Source organism: Pseudomonas sp. TMW22089 (genome assembly GCF_022496645.1).
Lineage (GTDB): Bacteria > Pseudomonadota > Gammaproteobacteria > Pseudomonadales > Pseudomonadaceae > Aquipseudomonas > Aquipseudomonas paraversuta.
In genome coordinates this window covers 45600-63275 of record NZ_SCFG01000006.1, presented here as the reverse complement: position 1 = coordinate 63275, position 17676 = coordinate 45600, and the positions used below count along the sequence as shown (strand labels likewise).

Annotated in this window: 15 protein-coding genes; 14 read left to right on the top strand and 1 reads right to left on the bottom strand. The window is 57.1% G+C overall.

Annotated features, from left to right (window positions below; genetic code table 11):
* Window positions 1–32: 32 nt before the first annotated feature.
* The 13 genes from EQV90_RS08175 to ispD all read left to right on the top strand — a co-directional run bounded on the left by EQV90_RS08175 (window position 33) and on the right by ispD (window position 15477).
* Window positions 33–536 carry an OmpH family outer membrane protein gene (locus tag EQV90_RS08175; protein WP_003440444.1) on the top strand — a complete coding sequence of 168 codons (504 nt, stop codon included), beginning with the start codon at window positions 33–35 and terminating at the stop codon, window positions 534–536.
* 2 nt (window positions 537–538) lie between these two features.
* A complete protein-coding gene (gene lpxD / locus EQV90_RS08170) occupies window positions 539–1594 on the top strand; it encodes a UDP-3-O-(3-hydroxymyristoyl)glucosamine N-acyltransferase (protein ID WP_003440447.1) in 1056 nt (351 codons plus the stop codon).
* Between the two features lie 109 nt (window positions 1595–1703).
* Window positions 1704–2144 (top strand): 3-hydroxyacyl-ACP dehydratase FabZ, encoded by a 441-nt coding sequence (gene fabZ, locus EQV90_RS08165; RefSeq protein ID WP_003440450.1) that lies wholly within the window; start codon window positions 1704–1706, stop codon window positions 2142–2144.
* Window positions 2141–2917, top strand: a complete 777-nt coding sequence (gene lpxA / locus EQV90_RS08160; RefSeq protein ID WP_003440454.1) for an acyl-ACP--UDP-N-acetylglucosamine O-acyltransferase — start codon at window positions 2141–2143, stop codon at window positions 2915–2917. Before fabZ ends, lpxA begins: the two co-directional genes overlap by 4 nt.
* A 2-nt stretch (window positions 2918–2919) precedes the next feature.
* Window positions 2920–4050, top strand: coding sequence for a lipid-A-disaccharide synthase (gene lpxB, locus EQV90_RS08155; protein WP_003440456.1), 1131 nt, complete (start codon window positions 2920–2922; stop codon window positions 4048–4050).
* Window positions 4051–4061: 11 nt separating this feature from the next.
* On the top strand, window positions 4062–4685 hold the full coding sequence (gene rnhB, locus EQV90_RS08150; RefSeq protein ID WP_003440459.1) for a ribonuclease HII: 624 nt from the start codon (window positions 4062–4064) through the stop codon (window positions 4683–4685).
* Window positions 4686–4763: 78 nt separating this feature from the next.
* The gene (gene dnaE, locus EQV90_RS08145) at window positions 4764–8285 is read left to right on the top strand and encodes a DNA polymerase III subunit alpha (RefSeq protein ID WP_003440462.1); all 3522 of its coding nucleotides are present in this window, start codon (window positions 4764–4766) and stop codon (window positions 8283–8285) included.
* 184 nt (window positions 8286–8469) lie between these two features.
* Window positions 8470–9417: an acetyl-CoA carboxylase carboxyltransferase subunit alpha gene (locus EQV90_RS08140; RefSeq protein ID WP_003440465.1), complete on the top strand. Its 948-nt coding sequence runs from the start codon at window positions 8470–8472 to the stop codon at window positions 9415–9417.
* A 78-nt stretch (window positions 9418–9495) separates the two neighbouring features.
* Entirely contained in the window at window positions 9496–10812 is a 1317-nt protein-coding gene (tilS, locus tag EQV90_RS08135) for a tRNA lysidine(34) synthetase TilS (RefSeq protein ID WP_240877971.1), read from the top strand.
* A 272-nt stretch (window positions 10813–11084) separates the two neighbouring features.
* On the top strand, window positions 11085–12716 hold the full coding sequence (locus EQV90_RS08130) for a CTP synthase (protein ID WP_003440470.1): 1632 nt from the start codon (window positions 11085–11087) through the stop codon (window positions 12714–12716).
* Window positions 12717–13044: 328 nt separating this feature from the next.
* On the top strand, window positions 13045–14334 hold the full coding sequence (gene eno / locus EQV90_RS08125; RefSeq protein WP_003440481.1) for a phosphopyruvate hydratase: 1290 nt from the start codon (window positions 13045–13047) through the stop codon (window positions 14332–14334).
* Between the two features lie 163 nt (window positions 14335–14497).
* Window positions 14498–14776 (top strand): cell division protein FtsB, encoded by a 279-nt coding sequence (gene ftsB, locus EQV90_RS08120; protein WP_240877970.1) that lies wholly within the window; start codon window positions 14498–14500, stop codon window positions 14774–14776.
* Window positions 14773–15477, top strand: coding sequence for a 2-C-methyl-D-erythritol 4-phosphate cytidylyltransferase (ispD, locus tag EQV90_RS08115; RefSeq protein ID WP_003440486.1), 705 nt, complete (start codon window positions 14773–14775; stop codon window positions 15475–15477). The genes ftsB and ispD overlap by 4 nt, the downstream gene beginning before the upstream one ends.
* A gap of 79 nt (window positions 15478–15556) precedes the next feature.
* On the opposite strand, the gene EQV90_RS08110 is transcribed toward ispD, so the two are convergent.
* On the bottom strand, window positions 15557–16453 hold the full coding sequence (locus EQV90_RS08110; protein ID WP_003440489.1) for a LysR substrate-binding domain-containing protein: 897 nt from the start codon (window positions 16451–16453) through the stop codon (window positions 15557–15559).
* A 108-nt stretch (window positions 16454–16561) separates the two neighbouring features.
* On the opposite strand from EQV90_RS08110, the gene EQV90_RS08105 reads away from it, so the two are divergent.
* The gene (locus tag EQV90_RS08105) at window positions 16562–17674 is read left to right on the top strand and encodes an S-(hydroxymethyl)glutathione dehydrogenase/class III alcohol dehydrogenase (RefSeq protein WP_003440492.1); all 1113 of its coding nucleotides are present in this window, start codon (window positions 16562–16564) and stop codon (window positions 17672–17674) included.
* The last annotated feature ends 2 nt before the right edge of the window (window positions 17675–17676 follow it).

Genomic DNA, 17676 nt, shown 5'->3' with positions numbered 1-17676 from the left:
GACACAGACAACAGATTTTTTAGGAGTGCATCGTGCGCAAGTTGACTCAATTGGTTCTCCTGGCTTCGGTCCTGGTCGCTGGCCCAGCCTTTGCTGATATGAAAATTGCCGTACTGAACTATCAGATGGCATTGCTGGAATCTGACGCTGCCAAGCGTTATGCCGTGGATGCCGAGAAGAAATTTGGCCCGCAACTGACCAAGCTCAAAAGCCTGGAAAGCAGCGCCAAGGGTATTCAGGATCGTCTGGTAAAAGGCGGCGACAAAATGCAGCAGGGCGAGCGTGAGCGTCTGGAGCTTGAATTCAAGCAAAAGGCCCGCGATTTCCAGTTCCAGTCCAAGGAACTGAACGAAGCCAAAGCAGTTGCTGACCGTGAAATGCTGAAACAGCTCAAGCCAAAACTGGACAGCGCTGTTGAAGAAGTCATCAAGAAAGGTGCCTTTGACCTGGTATTCGAGCGTGGTGCTGTGATTGATGTCAAACCTCAGTACGACATCACTCGCCAGGTTATCGAGCGCATGAATCAGCTGAAGTAATTATGACTGCGACTATAAAACTCGGCCAATTGGCCGAGTTCCTCGGTGCCACCTTGCGTGGCAGCGCGGAGAAAGAAATTACTGGGCTAGCCACTTTACAAGAGGCTGGCCCAGCTCAGTTGAGCTTTCTGGCCAATCCCCAGTACCGAAAATTCCTTGTCGACTGTCACGCGGGAGCTGTATTGCTCAAGCCGGACGATGCCGAGGATTATGTCGGTGATGCGCTATTGGTACCTGATCCTTATCTGGCATATGCCCGAATTTCCCACTTGTTCGATCCCAAGCCCAAGGCGGCGCCCGGCATTCACCCGACGGCAGTCATTGCTGTTGATGCGGTGATTGATCCGCTGGCCAGCATTGGTGCTTTTGCGGTAATTGAAAGTGGTGCTCGAATCGCTGCCGGCGTCACGGTCGGTCCCCACTGCTTTATCGGGGCCCGTTGTGAAATCGGCGAGGGCGGCTGGCTGGCACCACGGGTAACGCTTTATCACGACGTACGCATCGGCAAGCGCGTGGTGATTCAGTCGGGTGCTGTGCTGGGCGGTGAGGGTTTTGGTTTTGCCAACGAGAAGGGTGTCTGGCAAAAGATCGCGCAGATCGGTGGGGTAACCATCGGTGATGATGTCGAAATTGGCGTCAACACCGCCGTCGACCGCGGTGCTTTGGCCGATACGGTGCTGGGTAATGGCGTCAAGCTGGATAACCAGATCCAGATCGCCCATAACGTTCAGGTCGGTGACCATACGGCCATGGCTGCCTGTGTGGGCATTTCCGGTAGCACTAAAATCGGCAAGCACTGCATGTTGGCGGGTGGTGTCGGTTTGGTGGGGCACATTGAAATTTGTGACAACGTGTTCTTGACTGGTATGACGATGGTGACTCACTCGATTACCAAACCAGGCGCCTATTCTTCAGGGACCGCCATGCAGCCGGCGGCCGAATGGCGCAAGAGCGCGGCACGTATTCGTCAGCTGGACGATATCGCCAGACGGCTTAAACATCTGGAAAAGCACGTCGGGGAAGTGACCCCGGACGGTAAAGCTTCTTCAGAGGGCTAATACATTTTCCATATCAAGTGTGCATAGCCACTGGTTTGCTTCCTTGATTTGCTAGAGGAGCGCGCCTTAGTCGCGCGCGCCCAATCTTTATTACAGGCTTCCCCACGAAATGATGGACATCAACGAGATTCGCGAATATCTGCCCCACCGTTACCCGTTCCTGCTGGTGGATCGCGTAGTGGATCTGGATATCGAGAACAAGCGCATTCGTGCCTACAAGAATGTCAGCATCAATGAACCTTTTTTCAACGGTCACTTTCCGGCGCACCCAATCATGCCCGGCGTTTTGATCATTGAAGCGATGGCTCAGGCAGCTGGTATCCTTGGCTTCAAAATGCTCGACCTCAAGCCTGCCGACGGCACGCTTTACTATTTCGTGGGCTCCGACAAGCTGCGCTTCCGTCAACCGGTCACCCCGGGTGATCAACTGATTCTTGAAGCCAAATTTCTAAGCTGCAAGCGTCAGATCTGGAAGTTCGAGTGCCAGGCTTCGGTTGATGGAAAGCCGGTTTGCTCGGCTGAAATTATCTGTGCGGAACGCAAACTATGAGTTTGATTGACCCTCGCGCAATCATCGATCCGACGGCCATATTGGCCGACGACGTCGAGGTCGGCCCATGGTCGATCATCGGCGCAGGTGTGGAAATCGGCGAGGGGACAGTGATTGGGCCGCATGTGATTCTCAAGGGCCCAACCAGGATCGGTAAGCACAATCGTATCTACCAGTTCTCTTCGGTAGGCGAGGACACACCTGATCTGAAGTACAAGGGCGAAGAAACCCGCCTGGTGATCGGTGACCACAACGTCATTCGTGAAGGGGTCACCATTCATCGCGGTACCATTCAGGATCGCGCCGAAACAACCCTGGGCGATCACAATCTGGTCATGGCTTATGCCCACATCGGCCATGACAGCGTGATCGGCAATCACTGCATTCTGGTCAATAACGCTGCCCTGGCGGGCCATGTGCACATGGGTGACTGGGCGATCCTGTCCGGTTTTACTCTGGTTCATCAGTTCTGCCATATCGGCGCCCACAGCTTCTCGGGCATGGGCACCGCCATTGGCAAGGACGTACCGGCATTTGTGACGGTGTTTGGCAGCCCTGCGCAAGCGCGCAGCATGAACTTCGAAGGCATGCGCCGTCGCGGTTTCAGTGAAGACGCCATTCATGCGTTACGCCGCGCCTATAAAGTGGTGTACCGCCAGGGCCTGACCGTTGATCAGGCGCTGGCCGAACTGGCTGAGCCTGCTGCGCAATTCCCTGAAGTTGCAATGTTTGTTGAGTCGATTCAATCCTCCACCCGCGGCATTACGCGCTAGTCATGGCTAGATTGCGTATCGCGCTGGTGGCAGGGGAGGCTTCGGGCGACATTTTGGGCTCGGGGCTGATGCGGGCACTCAAGGCACAGCATCCGGATGTCGAATTTATCGGCGTCGGCGGCCCATTGATGGAAGCTGAGGGCATGAGCTCTTACTTCCCGATGGAGCGACTGTCGGTCATGGGGCTGGTTGAGGTGCTGGGTCGTTTGCGCGAATTGCTCAAGCGCCGCAAGCTTCTGGTCCAGACCCTGATCGCAGAAAGGCCCGATGTCTTTATCGGCATCGATGCGCCTGACTTCACGCTCAATATCGAACTCCAGTTACGTCGTGCCGGGATCAAAACCGTGCACTACGTCAGCCCTTCCGTGTGGGCGTGGCGTCAGAAGCGAGTGCTGAAAATCCGCGAAGGCTGCGATTTGATGCTGACCTTGCTGCCGTTTGAAGCCAGGTTCTATGAAGAGCACGGTGTACCTGTGCGTTTCGTCGGACACTCTCTGGCAGACACCATCCCGCTTGAGGCCGACAAAGCCGGTGCGCGTGCCGAGCTGGGGTTGCCCGAGGGGCCGCTGGTCGCTTTGATGCCGGGCAGTCGCGGTGGCGAAGTGGGTAAGCTGGGCGGGCTGTTTCTGGATGCTGCGCAAAAAATTCGTGAAGCACGGCCTGATGTGCGGTTTGTCCTGCCTTGCGCCAATGCGGCGCGCCGGGCGCAAATTGAACAGTTGCTGGTCGGGCGTGATCTGCCCCTGACCTTGCTCGACGGCCGCTCGCATCTGGCCCTGGCGGCATGTGATGCGGTATTGATTGCATCCGGTACGGCCACCCTGGAAGCGCTGCTGTACAAGCGCCCGATGGTGGTGGCTTATCGTCTTGCAGGTCTGACCTACTGGATTCTCAAGCGTCTGGTCAAAAGTCCCTACGTGTCATTGCCCAACCTGCTGGCTCAACGGATGTTGGTGCCTGAACTGTTGCAGGATGCGGCTACCCCGCAAGCATTGGCGCAAACCCTGCTGCCCTTGCTGGACGGTGGCGAAGAGCAGACCCGGGGCTTTGACGAGATTCACCGTACATTGCGTCTCGACGCTTCCAATCAGGCCGCCAAAGCGGTGCTGGATCTGATTGCGCAATCCAAATGAGTAAAGTAACCATGCAAATCGGGCTGGACTTCAATCTGGTCGATCTGGCCGAAGACCTTGTGGCCGGAGTCGATGAGGTGGGCCGCGGGCCGTTGTGCGGCGCGGTAGTGACCGCAGCGGTAATTCTTGACCCTGCGCGTCCCATCGCCGGGCTCAATGATTCGAAAAAGCTCACCGAAGCGCGGCGTGAAAAGCTTTACGACGAAATCTGCGAAAAAGCCCTGAGCTGGTGTATTGCCCGGGCCGAAGTTGAAGAAATCGACGAGCTGAATATTTTGCACGCCACCATGCTGGCCATGCAGCGGGCTGTCGAAGGCCTGAGCATTACCCCCAAGCTGGCCATGATCGATGGCAACCGCTGCCCTAAACTGGCGATGCCGGCTGAGGCCGTGGTTAAAGGCGACAGCAAGGTTCCGGCGATTGCAGCGGCTTCGATTCTGGCCAAGGTCAGTCGTGACCGGGAGATGGCCGCCTTTGAGTTGATCTATCCCGGCTATGGCATCGGCGGACACAAGGGTTATCCGACCCCGGTACACCTCGAGGCGCTCGAACGCCTTGGTCCCACACCGATACACCGGCGTTCGTTTGGTCCGGTGCGTCGGGCCTGGGAAGCCCGCGAGGCGACCGAGATTTAGCCCCAAGGCTGATGTTTTTGCCAAGGCCCGGTACAATCCGGGCCTTGTTGTTTCTCAAAGCTTAAAGACAGGATCACCATGCCGGCTTCATTCGTTCACCTGCGCCTGCACACTGAATACTCCCTGGTCGATGGCCTGGTGCGGATCAAACCGCTGATCAAAACCCTGGCCGGGATGAATATGCCCGCCGTGGCGGTGACCGACCAGAACAACATGTGTTCTTTGGTCAAATTCTATAAAGCGGCCATGGGCGGCGGGATCAAGCCGATTTGCGGGGCTGACCTGTGGTTGTCGAACAAAGACCCGGAAAACCCGGTGAGTCGCCTTAGCCTGTTGGCGATGAATGGCGTCGGCTACCGCAATCTGACTGAACTGATCTCCCGTGGCTTTATTGATGGCCAGCGTAACGGCCAGGTCATTATCGAGCGCGAATGGGTAGCCGAGGCTGCGGAAGGCCTGATCATGCTTTCGTCAGCCAAGGAGGGTGAAATCGGCATCGCGCTGATCAGTGGCAACACTGAAGAGGCCGAGGTTCTGGCCCGCGAATGGATGACCGTATTCCCTGACCGGTTCTATCTCGAGGTTCAACGCACCAAACGTCCCAATGACGAAGAGCACCTGCATGCAGCGGTAGCGCTGGCAGAGACAGTCGGCGCGCCACTGGTGGCGACCAACGATGTGCGCTTCATCAGGCAAGAAGACTTCGAAGCCCACGAAACCCGTGTCTGCATCGGTGAAGGCCGGGCGCTGGACGACCCGCGTCGCTCGAAAAACTACAGCGACCAGCAGTACCTGAAAAGCGCCGAAGAAATGGCCGAGCTGTTCAGTGATTTGCCAGAGGCGCTGGTGAACTCGGTTGAAATCGCCAAGCGCTGCAACATCGAAGTAAAACTGGGCAAACACTTTTTGCCCAACTTCCCGATTCCCGATGGCATGACCATCGATGAGTATTTCCGCAAGGTGTCCTTTGACGGTCTGGAAGATCGCCTCAGCGTTCTGCTGCCTAAAGACACCACCGAAGACTATGACGCCAGGCGCCAGGTGTATGTCGACCGGCTGAATTTCGAGCTGGATATCATCATCCAGATGGGGTTCCCCGGTTACTTCCTGATCGTAATGGACTTTATCCAGTGGGCTAAAAGCAACGGCGTACCCGTTGGTCCGGGTCGAGGGTCGGGTGCCGGGTCACTGGTGGCCTATGTGCAGAAGATCACCGACCTTGATCCGCTGGAATACGACCTGCTGTTTGAACGATTCCTTAACCCGGAACGGGTATCGATGCCCGACTTCGACGTCGACTTCTGCATGGATGGTCGAGACCGGGTCATTGAGTATGTAGCCGAAAAGTATGGTCGCAACGCGGTAAGCCAGATCATTACCTTTGGTTCGATGGCTGCCAAGGCGGTAATCCGTGACGTGGCCCGGGTCCAGGGCAAGTCCTACGGCCTGGCGGACCGTCTGTCGAAGATGATTCCGTTCGAAGTCGGCATGACCCTGGAAAAAGCCTACGAGCAGGAAGAAATCCTGCGCGACTTCATCAAGGTCGATGAAGAAGCGGCCGAGATCTGGGACATGGCCCGCAAGCTCGAGGGCGTAGTCCGTAACGTTGGCAAGCACGCGGGTGGCGTTGTAATCGCGCCGACCAAACTTACCGACTTTTCGCCGATTTACTGCGACGAAGAGGGCGGCGGCCTGGTAACCCAGTTCGACAAGGACGACGTTGAGTCGGCCGGTCTGGTGAAGTTCGACTTCCTGGGGCTACGGACCCTGACAGTCATCGACTGGGCGCTGAAAACCATCAACCGTGATCGCGCCAAGGTAGACGAGCCGCCTCTGGATATCGCTTTCATTCCGCTGGATGACAAGCCGACCTATCAGTTGCTGCAAAAGGCCGAAACCACTGCAGTGTTCCAGCTTGAGTCGCGGGGCATGAAGGAGCTGATCAAAAAGCTCAAGCCCGACTGCCTGGAAGACTTGATCGCACTGGTGGCCCTGTTCCGTCCGGGGCCGCTGCAGTCAGGCATGGTTGATGACTTTATCAACCGTAAACACGGTCGTGCCGAACTGGCGTACCCGCACTCGGACTACCAGTACGAAGGGCTCAAGCCGGTATTGGCCCCGACATACGGCATCATTCTGTATCAAGAACAGGTGATGCAGATTGCCCAGGTCATGGCCGGCTACACCCTGGGTGGTGCCGACATGTTGCGCCGGGCCATGGGCAAGAAAAAGCCCGAAGAAATGGCCAAGCAACGCGGCGGCTTTATCGAGGGTTGTGCCAACAACAATATCGATGGCGACCTTGCCGGTAACATTTTCGACCTGGTAGAGAAATTTGCCGGTTATGGCTTTAACAAATCCCACTCTGCCGCCTACGGTCTGGTGTCGTACCAGACGGCATGGCTGAAAACCCATTACCCGGCGCCGTTCATGGCTGCGGTACTGTCGGCGGATATGCACAACACCGACAAGGTCGTGACCTTGATCGAAGAAATTCGCACCATGAAGTTGCGTCTCGACGCACCGGATGTGAATGCTTCGGAGTTCAAGTTCACGGTTAACGATGAAGGGCGGATCATTTACGGTCTGGGTGCGATCAAGGGCGTAGGCGAGGGGCCAGTAGAGGCCATCACCGAAGCTCGCCAGGACGGTCCGTTCACCGATTTGTTCGATTTCTGCGCCCGGGTCGACCTCAAGCGCATCAACAAGCGAACCCTGGATGGTCTGATCCGTAGCGGTGCGCTGGACCGTCTGGGGCCGTTTTTCCATGATGAACCCAAGGCCTGGCAGGCGAGTATCGACCAGAATCGCGCGGTATTGCTGGCTGCGATGGAAGAGGCGATCAAGGCTGCCGAACAAACTGCCCGCACCCACGACAGCGGGCACGCCGATCTGTTTGGCGGCCTGTTTGTCGAGGCGGATGCCGACGTCTACGCCAATCACCGCAAGGCCAAGGAACTAACGCTCAAAGAGCGTTTGAAGGGCGAAAAAGACACCCTGGGCCTGTACCTGACCGGCCATCCGATTGACGAGTATGAAGGCGAGATCCGCCGTTTTGCCCGTCAGCGGATCATTGATCTCAAGCCGGCCCGGGATACTCAAACGGTCGCCGGCATGATCATCGCTTTGCGGGTCATGAAGAACAAAAAAGGCGACAAGATGGGCTTCATCACCCTCGACGACCGGTCGGGACGGATTGAAGCCTCGCTGTTTGCCGAGGCATTCCATTCGGCGCAATCGCTGTTGCAGACGGATGCGATGGTGGTGGTCGAAGGTGAGGTCAGCAATGACGACTTCTCCGGCGGCCTGCGCCTGCGGGTCAAGCGTGTGATGAGCATGGAAGACGCCCGAACCAGCCTGGCCGAAAGCCTGCGTCTGAAAGTTGTACAGTCCGCGCTCAAAGGTGATCAACTGCGCTGGCTGGGCGATTTGTTCAAGAAACACCGCGGCGCATGCCCGATCACCATGGAATACACCGGAGTGGGGGCCAAGGCGACGCTGCAGTTTGGCGAGACCTGGAGAATCGATCCGGCTGACAGCTTGATTCAAGCCTTGCGTGACCAGTTTGGGCGAGACAACGTCTTCCTCCAATACCGTTGACGGTCAGGGGTGCGAGAAGCGCCCTGACCTCGACCCGAATTTTTAATCTCGACCTGAGAGCGCCTGTCCCTTAAGGTAGGCGCGATACAGATCAACCGGCTGCCCCAGTTCGGTTAAAAGCACCAGCAAATGCTGGGTTTTAACTCTTCTGGCATGCTTTGCCGCCGACCCAAGACGGATGCTTATGAACCCGAATTTTCTTGATTTCGAACAGCCGATTGCTGACCTGCAAGCCAAAATCGAAGAGTTGCGCTTGGTTGGTAACGACAATTCGCTGAACATCAGCGATGAAATCTCTCGTCTGCAAGACAAAAGCAAAACGCTGACTGAAGATATTTTCGGCAAGCTGACCAGCTGGCAAATTGCCCGTCTGGCCCGTCACCCGCGCCGTCCTTACACCCTGGACTACATCGAGCACATCTTCACCGAGTTCGATGAGCTGCACGGCGACCGCCATTTCTCGGACGACGCTGCCATTGTTGGCGGTATTGCCCGTCTGGACGATCAGCCAGTCATGGTGATTGGTCACCAGAAGGGCCGTGAAGTGCGTGAAAAGGTACGCCGCAACTTCGGCATGCCGCGCCCGGAAGGCTACCGCAAGGCTTGCCGTCTGATGGAAATGGCCGAACGTTTCAAGATGCCGATCCTGACCTTCATCGACACCCCTGGCGCTTACCCGGGGATTGACGCTGAAGAGCGCAACCAGAGTGAAGCAATCGCCTGGAACCTGCGGGTGATGTCGCGCCTCAAAACCCCGATCATTGCCACTGTTATCGGTGAAGGTGGTTCGGGTGGTGCGCTGGCAATCGGCGTCTGCGATCAGTTGAACATGCTGCAGTACTCGACCTATGCGGTGATTTCGCCGGAAGGTTGTGCATCGATTCTGTGGAAAACCGCCGAAAAGGCGCCGGATGCTGCCGAAGCGATGGGCATTACTGCCGAGCGTTTGAAAGGTCTGGGTATTGTTGACAAGGTCATCACCGAGCCATTGGGTGGCGCGCACCGTGATCCGGTGGCGGCTTCCGCTTCGATTCGTGCCGAGCTTGCCTCCCAGCTGGACATGCTCAATAAACTCGATCACGAAGCGTTGCTCAAGCGTCGCTATGAGCGACTGATGAGCTACGGTCTCTGACAGGGGCATTGTAGGAGCCAGCTTGCGCGCGAGCTCTTCGTTGCTGCGTTGTAAGGCTAGCTCCTACAGGATTGTGCGATGTCCAACCTCTCAATCCTGCTTCTCAAAGCCCTCGAGCCCTGGCGCAATGCCGGGGCCTGGCATGTAGCGCTCTCCGGCGGTCTCGATTCGACCGTGTTGCTGCATGTTCTCGCTCAACTTCGTCAAACCCGTTCTCTGCCTCCTCTGAGCGCCATCCATGTCCATCATGGTCTTCAGGCTGCGGCAGACGAGTGGCCGGCCCACTGCCAGGCACTCTGTAATGCGCTGGGGGTGCCGCTGCAGGTTGTACACGTGCATGTGCAGGCCGGAGCAAGTCTTGAGCGTGCGGCCCGTGAGGCTCGCTATCAGGCGTTCGTGACGCTTACGCGAGCGCAAGAGGTGCTGCTCACCGGTCAGCATCGCGACGACCAGGCGGAAACCCTGCTGTTTCGTCTGCTGCGCGGGGCCGGAGTGAGCGGCCTGGCTGCGATGCCGCGTCAGCGTCGGCTGGGTGAAGGCAATTTATGTCGACCTTTGCTGGATGTGTCGCGCACCGACCTGGAGGCCTACGCGCGGGAACACAGCCTGAGCTGGATTGAAGATCCGTCCAATCAGCAGACCGACTTTTCGCGAAATTATTTGCGCCATGAGATTTTTCCGCTGCTGACCCGGCGCTGGCCGCAAGCAGCCGCCAGCATGGCGCGCAGTGCGGCCCACTGTGCCGAGGCGCAGGGCCTGCTCGATGACCTGGCCCGGCAGGACCTGCAAGCTGTGGGGGCGGTCAGCGAGTTCGACTGGCTCGGCTTGCCCTCGCTGGAGCTTGCGCCGATCACCTGCCTGTCACCGGCCCGGCAACGCAATGCGTTGCGTTACTGGCTGGCGGCATTCAGTCAATTACCGGATACCGATCATTGGGCCGGTTGGGATGCCTTGCGCGATGCCCGGGGCGACGGGCAACCGCTCTGGAAACTTGCCGAAGGCGAGTTGCACCGTGCAGGCGGGAGGATCTGGTGGCTGGCCGGTGACTGGTTGCGCCAGCCGCCAGCTTCTGTGCAATGGCACAACCCGCATCAACCACTGATATTGCCCGGCAACGGCCAGTTACGTCTGTCGGGGGATATACCCGATGGCTCCGTGCAAGTGAGCTATCGTCAGGGGGGCGAGGTGATGACGGTGAAAAACCGTGGTCATCGTGACCTGAAGCGACTGCTCAACGAGCAGGGGTTGCCATTATTTGTCCGTGGCAGATTGCCGCTTCTGTATGTAAACGGGCAGTTATTGGCAGTGGCAAACCTCCCGGGACTGGACTGCGGCCCCTGTGGACGCTGGCAATTGCACTGGCTGCCAACTAAGAGCGATCAAGGTTTGAGCTGAAAGGGTGTTTCCGGTAGACTACGCTCCCTTCTTGATACAACTTCTGTAGATTCACCAGAATTGCAGATGTTGCCGATTACCAAGCAGTCTTTGCTGGGCGATTTTAAAAAAATGTGTGGCTTGTATCGAACCGTTGGTTTCCATCGGTCTGTTTCAACGCAGCAGTTTTTCGAAAGGTGCACTGTGACTAATGCTGGTGATTGGGGGCTTCGGCCTTCCTTCGCTTTCCCCGGCGGCTCTGACCGCTTTAACGCAGACTTCTAGGGTTTTTCATGACGCGCTACATCTTCGTCACGGGCGGTGTTGTTTCTTCATTGGGGAAAGGCATTGCCTCGGCTTCATTGGCAGCCATCCTGGAGGCGCGGGGACTTAAGGTCACCATGCTGAAGCTGGACCCCTACATCAACGTTGATCCGGGCACCATGAGCCCGTTCCAGCACGGTGAAGTGTTCGTCACACACGACGGCGCAGAGACCGACCTGGACTTGGGTCATTACGAGCGGTTTATCCGCACGACCATGACCCAGAACAACAACTTCACCACGGGCCGTGTCTACGAACACGTCCTGCGCAAGGAGCGCCGTGGTGATTACCTGGGTGCAACCATCCAGGTAATTCCGCACATCACCGACGAGATCAAGCGTCGAATCATCAAGGGCGCCGGCGATGCCGACGTAGCGATGGTTGAGATTGGCGGCACTGTGGGTGACATTGAGTCGCAACCGTTCCTCGAGGCAATCCGTCAGCTGCGCATCGAAGTAGGCGCCAAGCGCGCCATGCTGATGCACCTGACTCTGGTTCCGTATATCGCCACTGCTGGCGAAACGAAAACCAAACCAACGCAACACTCGGTTAAAGAATTACGTTCCATCGGCCTGCAGCCAGATGTTCTGATCTGCCGTTCCGATCACCATGTCGATATTTCCTCGCGTCGCAAAATCGCGTTGTTCACCAACGTTGAAGAGCGTGCGGTGATTTCGCTGGAAGACGCCGACACCATCTACCGTATCCCGGGCATGCTGCACGCTCAGGGTCTGGATGATTTTGTCGTTGAGCGTTTCGGTCTGGAATGCAACAGCGCCGACCTGTCCGAATGGGAACAAGTGGTCGACGCCAAGCTCAATCCTGAGCACGAAGTCACCATCGCCATGGTCGGCAAGTACATGGAACTGCTGGATGCGTACAAGTCGCTGATTGAAGCGATGAGCCACGCCGGTATTTCCAACCGTACCAAGGTCAACCTGCGTTATATCGATTCTGAAGACATCGAAAACAAAGGTACTGAACTGCTGGAAGGTGTCGATGCCATTCTGGTTCCGGGCGGCTTCGGTCTGCGCGGCGTAGAAGGCAAGATCACTGCGGTTCAATATGCTCGCGAAAACAAGGTGCCATACCTGGGTATCTGCCTGGGCATGCAAGTGGCGGTTATCGAGTTCGCACGTAACGTGCTGGGCTGGAAAGACGCCAACTCCACCGAGTTCGATCGCAACAGCGGCCACCCGGTTGTGGGCCTGATCACTGAGTGGGAAGACGCCACCGGTGCTGTTGAAACCCGTACCGAAACTTCGGATCTGGGCGGCACCATGCGTCTGGGTGCGCAGGACTGCCAGCTTACCGCCGGCTCTCTGGTTCACGACTGCTATGCCAAGGACGTGATCGTTGAACGTCATCGCCATCGCTATGAAGTGAACAACAACCTGCTGCCTCAACTGATGGAAGCCGGCCTGAAAGTAACCGGTCGCTCCGGTGACGGCGCGCTGGTAGAAGTGGTTGAAGCACCGGATCATCCTTGGTTCGTTGCTTGCCAGTTCCACCCGGAGTTCACCTCCACGCCACGTGACGGTCATCCGTTGTTCACGGGTTTCGTCAAGGCTGCACTGGCTCAGCACGAAAAAAACGCTTAAGCAGCAGGGTGTAATGGAAAGTCCGCGCAGGTTCTGGCGGACTTTCCAGAAGATCACCCTGGTTTTTGCGTGCTACCGACTACCGACGACCACGTGTTTGCCTTGGCAGCCGCGGTCGCCGATGTCTGCGGCAGACACTTCTGTGAAGAGTTTTCCGACAATAGAAACCGCATCACCCTCGTTTCTCCGGTAAAGTACCGCACGATTTCTCGGACCCCTGGCTCCGAACCTTATCGTCCTCAAGGCTGCCTGCAGATTGGCCCTTGTCGATGATGACAAAATTTCCCTCAGCTGCGTCGTTTTCGTCAACTTTGGAGTGTTTACAACAATGGCAAAAATCGTCGACATCAAAGGTCGTGAAGTTCTCGACTCCCGTGGCAACCCCACCGTGGAAGCGGACGTGCTTCTCGACAACGGCATCATCGGCAGTGCTTGCGCGCCTTCCGGTGCTTCCACCGGTTCCCGTGAAGCGCTGGAACTGCGTGATGGCGACAAGAGCCGTTACCTGGGCAAAGGCGTTTTGAAAGCCGTTGCCAACATTAACGGCCCGATTCGCGATTTGCTGCTGGGTAAAGACCCGGTTGATCAAAAAGCGCTGGACCACGCGATGATTGCGCTGGACGGCACTGAAAACAAAGGTTCCCTGGGCGCTAACGCCATCCTCGCTGTATCCCTGGCAGCTGCCAAGGCTGCGGCTCAGGACCAGGACCTGCCGCTGTACGCACACATCGCCAACCTGAACGGCACCCCGGGTGTTTACTCGATGCCGGTACCGATGATGAACATCATCAACGGTGGCGAGCACGCAGATAACAACGTCGACATTCAAGAGTTCATGGTGCAGCCGGTTGGCGCCAAGACCTTTTCCGACGCGCTGCGCATGGGTACTGAAATCTTCCATCACCTTAAAGCTGTACTCAAGGCTCGTGGCCTGAGCACTGCAGTGGGCGATGAGGGTGGTTTCGCACCTGACCTGGCTTCCAACGAAGATGCACTGAAAGTGATCTCCGAAGCTGTCGCCAATGCCGGTTACACCCTGGGCACTGACGTGACCCTGGCTCTGGACTGTGCGGCCAGCGAATTCTACGAAGACGGCAAGTACAACCTGTCTGGTGAAGGCCAGGTGTTCAACTCCGAAGGTTTCGCCGAGTACCTCAAAGGTTTGACTCAGCGCTACCCGATCATCTCCATTGAAGATGGCCTGGACGAGTCTGACTGGGATGGCTGGAAAATCCTGACCGACAAAGTCGGTGAGAAAGTTCAGCTGGTAGGGGACGACCTGTTCGTAACCAACACCAAGATCCTGAAAGAAGGCATCGATAAGAAGATCGCCAACTCGATCCTGATCAAGTTCAACCAGATCGGCACCCTGACCGAAACCCTGGAAGCTATCCAGATGGCCAAGGCCGCTGGTTACACTGCAGTGATTTCGCACCGTTCCGGCGAAACCGAAGATTCCACCATTGCCGATCTGGCAGTGGGTACTTCGGCTGGCCAGATCAAGACCGGCTCTCTGTGCCGTTCGGATCGCGTGTCCAAGTACAACCAATTGCTGCGTATCGAAGAGCAATTGGGCGCAAAAGCCAAGTACAACGGTCGCAGCGAGTTTCGCGGCTAAGCAGTTGGTGGTAAAAAGACAGCAGGTTGTGTCGGAATTTTCGCTTAGACGAGTTTTTTGACACTAATCTGAATCTGTACAAGCCTGGGTCCTCCAGGCTTTGTACTATTGGTTGTTTACGTTTTTCGGCATGGCTGTCTTTTCACTGGATACCTGATATTCGATGCGCAGTCCTAATTGGTTGTTTCTCATCTTGCTCTTGCTGCTGGCTGGCCTACAGTATCGCCTGTGGGTGGGGAATGGCAGTTTGGCGCAGGTTACCGACCTGACCCAGCAAATCGCCGATCAGCATGCTGAAAACGAAGTATTGCTGGGGCGCAACCGTGTGCTGGATGCGGAAGTTCTGGAGTTGAAAAAAGGCATGGAGACCGTTGAAGAACGCGCTCGCCATGAGTTGGGCATGGTCAAGGAGGGCGAAACCCTCTACCAGTTGGCCCAATGAGTTCCCTGTCACCGGCCTTCTGGGCCGTGATTCCTGCCGCGGGCGTTGGTGCCCGTATGGCCGCAGACCGTCCCAAGCAGTATTTGCAGTTGGGCGGGCGCAGTATTCTGGAACACAGCCTCGGCTGTTTTCTTGACCATCCGGGCCTCAAGGGGCTGGTGGTCAGCATTGCTTCTGATGACCCTTTTTGGCCTTCCTTGCCCTGTGCCGCCGATCCACGGATCGCCCGGGTAGAGGGCGGGCGCGAGCGTGCCGATTCGGTGCTCAATGCGTTGCTGCATCTGCATGCACTGGGCGCGTCTGATGACGATTGGGTGTTGGTTCACGATGCCGCACGCCCGAACCTGTCCCGTGAAGATCTGGACAAATTGCTGCGCGAACTGGCCCTCGACCCGGTCGGTGGCTTGCTGGCGGTTCCTGCGCGGGACACGCTCAAGCGCGTCGACAAGCATGGCCGGGTGGTTGAAACCGTCGATCGCAGTCTGATCTGGCAGGCGTACACGCCGCAGATGTTCCGTCTGGGAGCATTGCACCGGGCCCTGGCTGATAGCCTGGTGGCAGATGCCAAAATCACTGATGAATCCTCAGCCATGGAGTGGGCGGGCCTCGCGCCGCGCCTGATCGAGGGTCGCTCGGACAACATCAAGGTGACCCGCCCCGAGGACCTCGAGTGGCTGCGGTTGCGCTGGGTCAATCGTTGATCCCTCTGTAGCAGCGAGCTTGCCTCGCGATCTTTTAAAAGATCAAAAGATGGCGAGGCAAGCTCGTTGCTACAGGTTTCTAACCCAAATACTCCTCACGCTTTGCCAATCCTTCCTTCAGATAGTCCACCAGCTTCCTGACCTTTGGCGACAAGTGCCGTTGCTGCGGATAGAGCGCCCAAACCGCGGTATTGGGTGGCTGATGAGTTTCTAGCAAAGACACCAGAGCCCCGGTCTTCAAATGCTCCAGCACGTAATAGTCCGGTAGCTGGCACAGCCCGACCCCCAGCAGGGCTGCATCCAGTACTGCCTGCCCGCTGTTGCAGCGCCAGTTGCCTTGCACCCGCTGCGAAAATTCGCGCCCGTCCTGCTGCAATTGCCATAGATCTGAGCTGCCAATCAAACAGTTGTGGCGGCTCAATTCCGACAGGCTATGGGGGCGGCCGTAATGTTCCAGGTAGGACGGCGATGCACACAGATACATACGTCGTGGTGCCAGGCGGGTGGCCACCAGTCGTGAGTCCTGCAGCCGGCCCAGGCGGATGGCCAGATCAAGGCTCTCGTGCACCAGATCCAATGGACGATTGCTCAGTTCGATATCGACCCGTAACTGCGGGTATAACCCCATAAAACGTGTCACCAGCGGCACGATAAAGCGTTCGCCGTAGGCCACTGCGCAGGTCATTCGCAGCATGCCTTTGGGTTCGCTGGCCAGGTCGCCGACTGCACGCAGGGCTTCTTCGCGGCCGTCTTGCAAGCGCTGGCAGTGCTGTAAAAATGTCTGACCGGCCTCGGTCAGGGTTACCCGGCGCGTACTGCGATAAAACAGTCGGGTTTGCAGGCGTTCTTCGAGTCGGGCGACCTGGCGGCTTATGTGCGATGACGACACGCCAAGGCGTTCTGCAGCAGCGGTGAACTGGCCGCATTCGGCCACCGCAACAAACTCATCAATGCCTTCCCAGCGGCTCTCATTCACAGTTGATTATCCCTGTATGGCAATAATGTTTTGCTTTTGTCCGGATTATTAATCAGTCAGCGCTGATTTACACTCCTGGTCTTGTTTTAACTTTGCTGGAGTCGATTGATGATCAAGTCACGTGCTGCCGTAGCCTTCGAGGCCAAGAAACCGCTGGAAATCGTCGAAGTTGACGTTGCGATGCCCAAGGCGGGTGAAGTGTTGCTGCGGGTGGTGGCTTCGGGTGTATGCCATACCGATGCCTACACCTTGTCGGGGGCCGATCCGGAGGGCATCTTTCCGTCGATTTTGGGCCATGAAGGCGGCGCTATAGTTGAGGCGATCGGCGAAGGTGTTACCTCCGTCGCAGTGGGCGATCACGTCATCCCGCTGTACACGCCGGAATGCCGCAAGTGCAAATTCTGCCTGTCAGGCAAAACCAACCTGTGTCAGGCGATTCGTGCCACCCAGGGTAAAGGCCTGATGCCGGACGGCACCACGCGCTTCTCCTACAAAGGGCAGCCAATTTTCCATTACATGGGCACCTCTACCTTTTCGGAATACACCGTGTTGCCGGAAATTTCGGTGGCCAAGATTCAAAAAGACGCACCGCTGGAGAAGGTCTGCCTGCTGGGTTGTGGTGTCACCACGGGTATTGGTGCCGTGATCAATACTGCCAAGGTCAAGCCGGGCGACACCGTAGCCATCTTCGGCCTGGGCGGCATCGGCCTTTCAGCTGTGATCGGCGCAGTAAAGGCCAAGGCCGCGCGGATCATTGCCATCGATATCAACCCGGGCAAGTTTGAAATCGCCAGGCAACTGGGCGCGACCGATTGCGTCAACCCGAAGGACTTTGATCGCCCGATTCAGGAAGTGATAGTCGACATGACTGACGGCGGCGTCGATTTTTCTTTCGAGTGCATCGGCAATGTGCAACTGATGCGTGCGGCACTGGAGTGCTGCCACAAAGGTTGGGGCGAGTCCGTCATCATCGGTGTCGCCGGTGCCGGTCAGGAAATTTCGACCCGTCCGTTCCAGTTGGTCACCGGCCGAGTCTGGCGTGGATCGGCCTTTGGTGGCGTGCGTGGGCGCACTGAGTTGCCAAGCTATGTCGACATGGCGCAAACCGGTGAAATCCCGCTGGACACTTTCATTACCCACACCATGGGCCTGGAAGACATCAACAAGGCTTTCGACCTGATGCACGAAGGCAAAAGCATTCGTACTGTAATCCACTTCTGACG

What these genes read in the sequence shown, in the direction of transcription:
- lpxD (WP_003440447.1), top strand. Translation starts at nt 539, where the DNA reads ATGACTGCGACTATAAAACTCGGCCAATTGGCCGAGTTCCTCGGTGCC.
- fabZ (WP_003440450.1), top strand. Translation starts at nt 1,704, where the DNA reads ATGATGGACATCAACGAGATTCGCGAATATCTGCCCCACCGTTACCCG.
- lpxA (WP_003440454.1), top strand. Translation starts at nt 2,141, where the DNA reads ATGAGTTTGATTGACCCTCGCGCAATCATCGATCCGACGGCCATATTG.
- lpxB (WP_003440456.1), top strand. Translation starts at nt 2,920, where the DNA reads ATGGCTAGATTGCGTATCGCGCTGGTGGCAGGGGAGGCTTCGGGCGAC.
- rnhB (WP_003440459.1), top strand. Translation starts at nt 4,062, where the DNA reads ATGCAAATCGGGCTGGACTTCAATCTGGTCGATCTGGCCGAAGACCTT.
- dnaE (WP_003440462.1), top strand. Translation starts at nt 4,764, where the DNA reads ATGCCGGCTTCATTCGTTCACCTGCGCCTGCACACTGAATACTCCCTG.
- EQV90_RS08140 (WP_003440465.1), top strand. Translation starts at nt 8,470, where the DNA reads ATGAACCCGAATTTTCTTGATTTCGAACAGCCGATTGCTGACCTGCAA.
- tilS (WP_240877971.1), top strand. Translation starts at nt 9,496, where the DNA reads ATGTCCAACCTCTCAATCCTGCTTCTCAAAGCCCTCGAGCCCTGGCGC.
- EQV90_RS08130 (WP_003440470.1), top strand. Translation starts at nt 11,085, where the DNA reads ATGACGCGCTACATCTTCGTCACGGGCGGTGTTGTTTCTTCATTGGGG.
- eno (WP_003440481.1), top strand. Translation starts at nt 13,045, where the DNA reads ATGGCAAAAATCGTCGACATCAAAGGTCGTGAAGTTCTCGACTCCCGT.
- ftsB (WP_240877970.1), top strand. Translation starts at nt 14,498, where the DNA reads ATGCGCAGTCCTAATTGGTTGTTTCTCATCTTGCTCTTGCTGCTGGCT.
- ispD (WP_003440486.1), top strand. Translation starts at nt 14,773, where the DNA reads ATGAGTTCCCTGTCACCGGCCTTCTGGGCCGTGATTCCTGCCGCGGGC.
- EQV90_RS08105 (WP_003440492.1), top strand. Translation starts at nt 16,562, where the DNA reads ATGATCAAGTCACGTGCTGCCGTAGCCTTCGAGGCCAAGAAACCGCTG.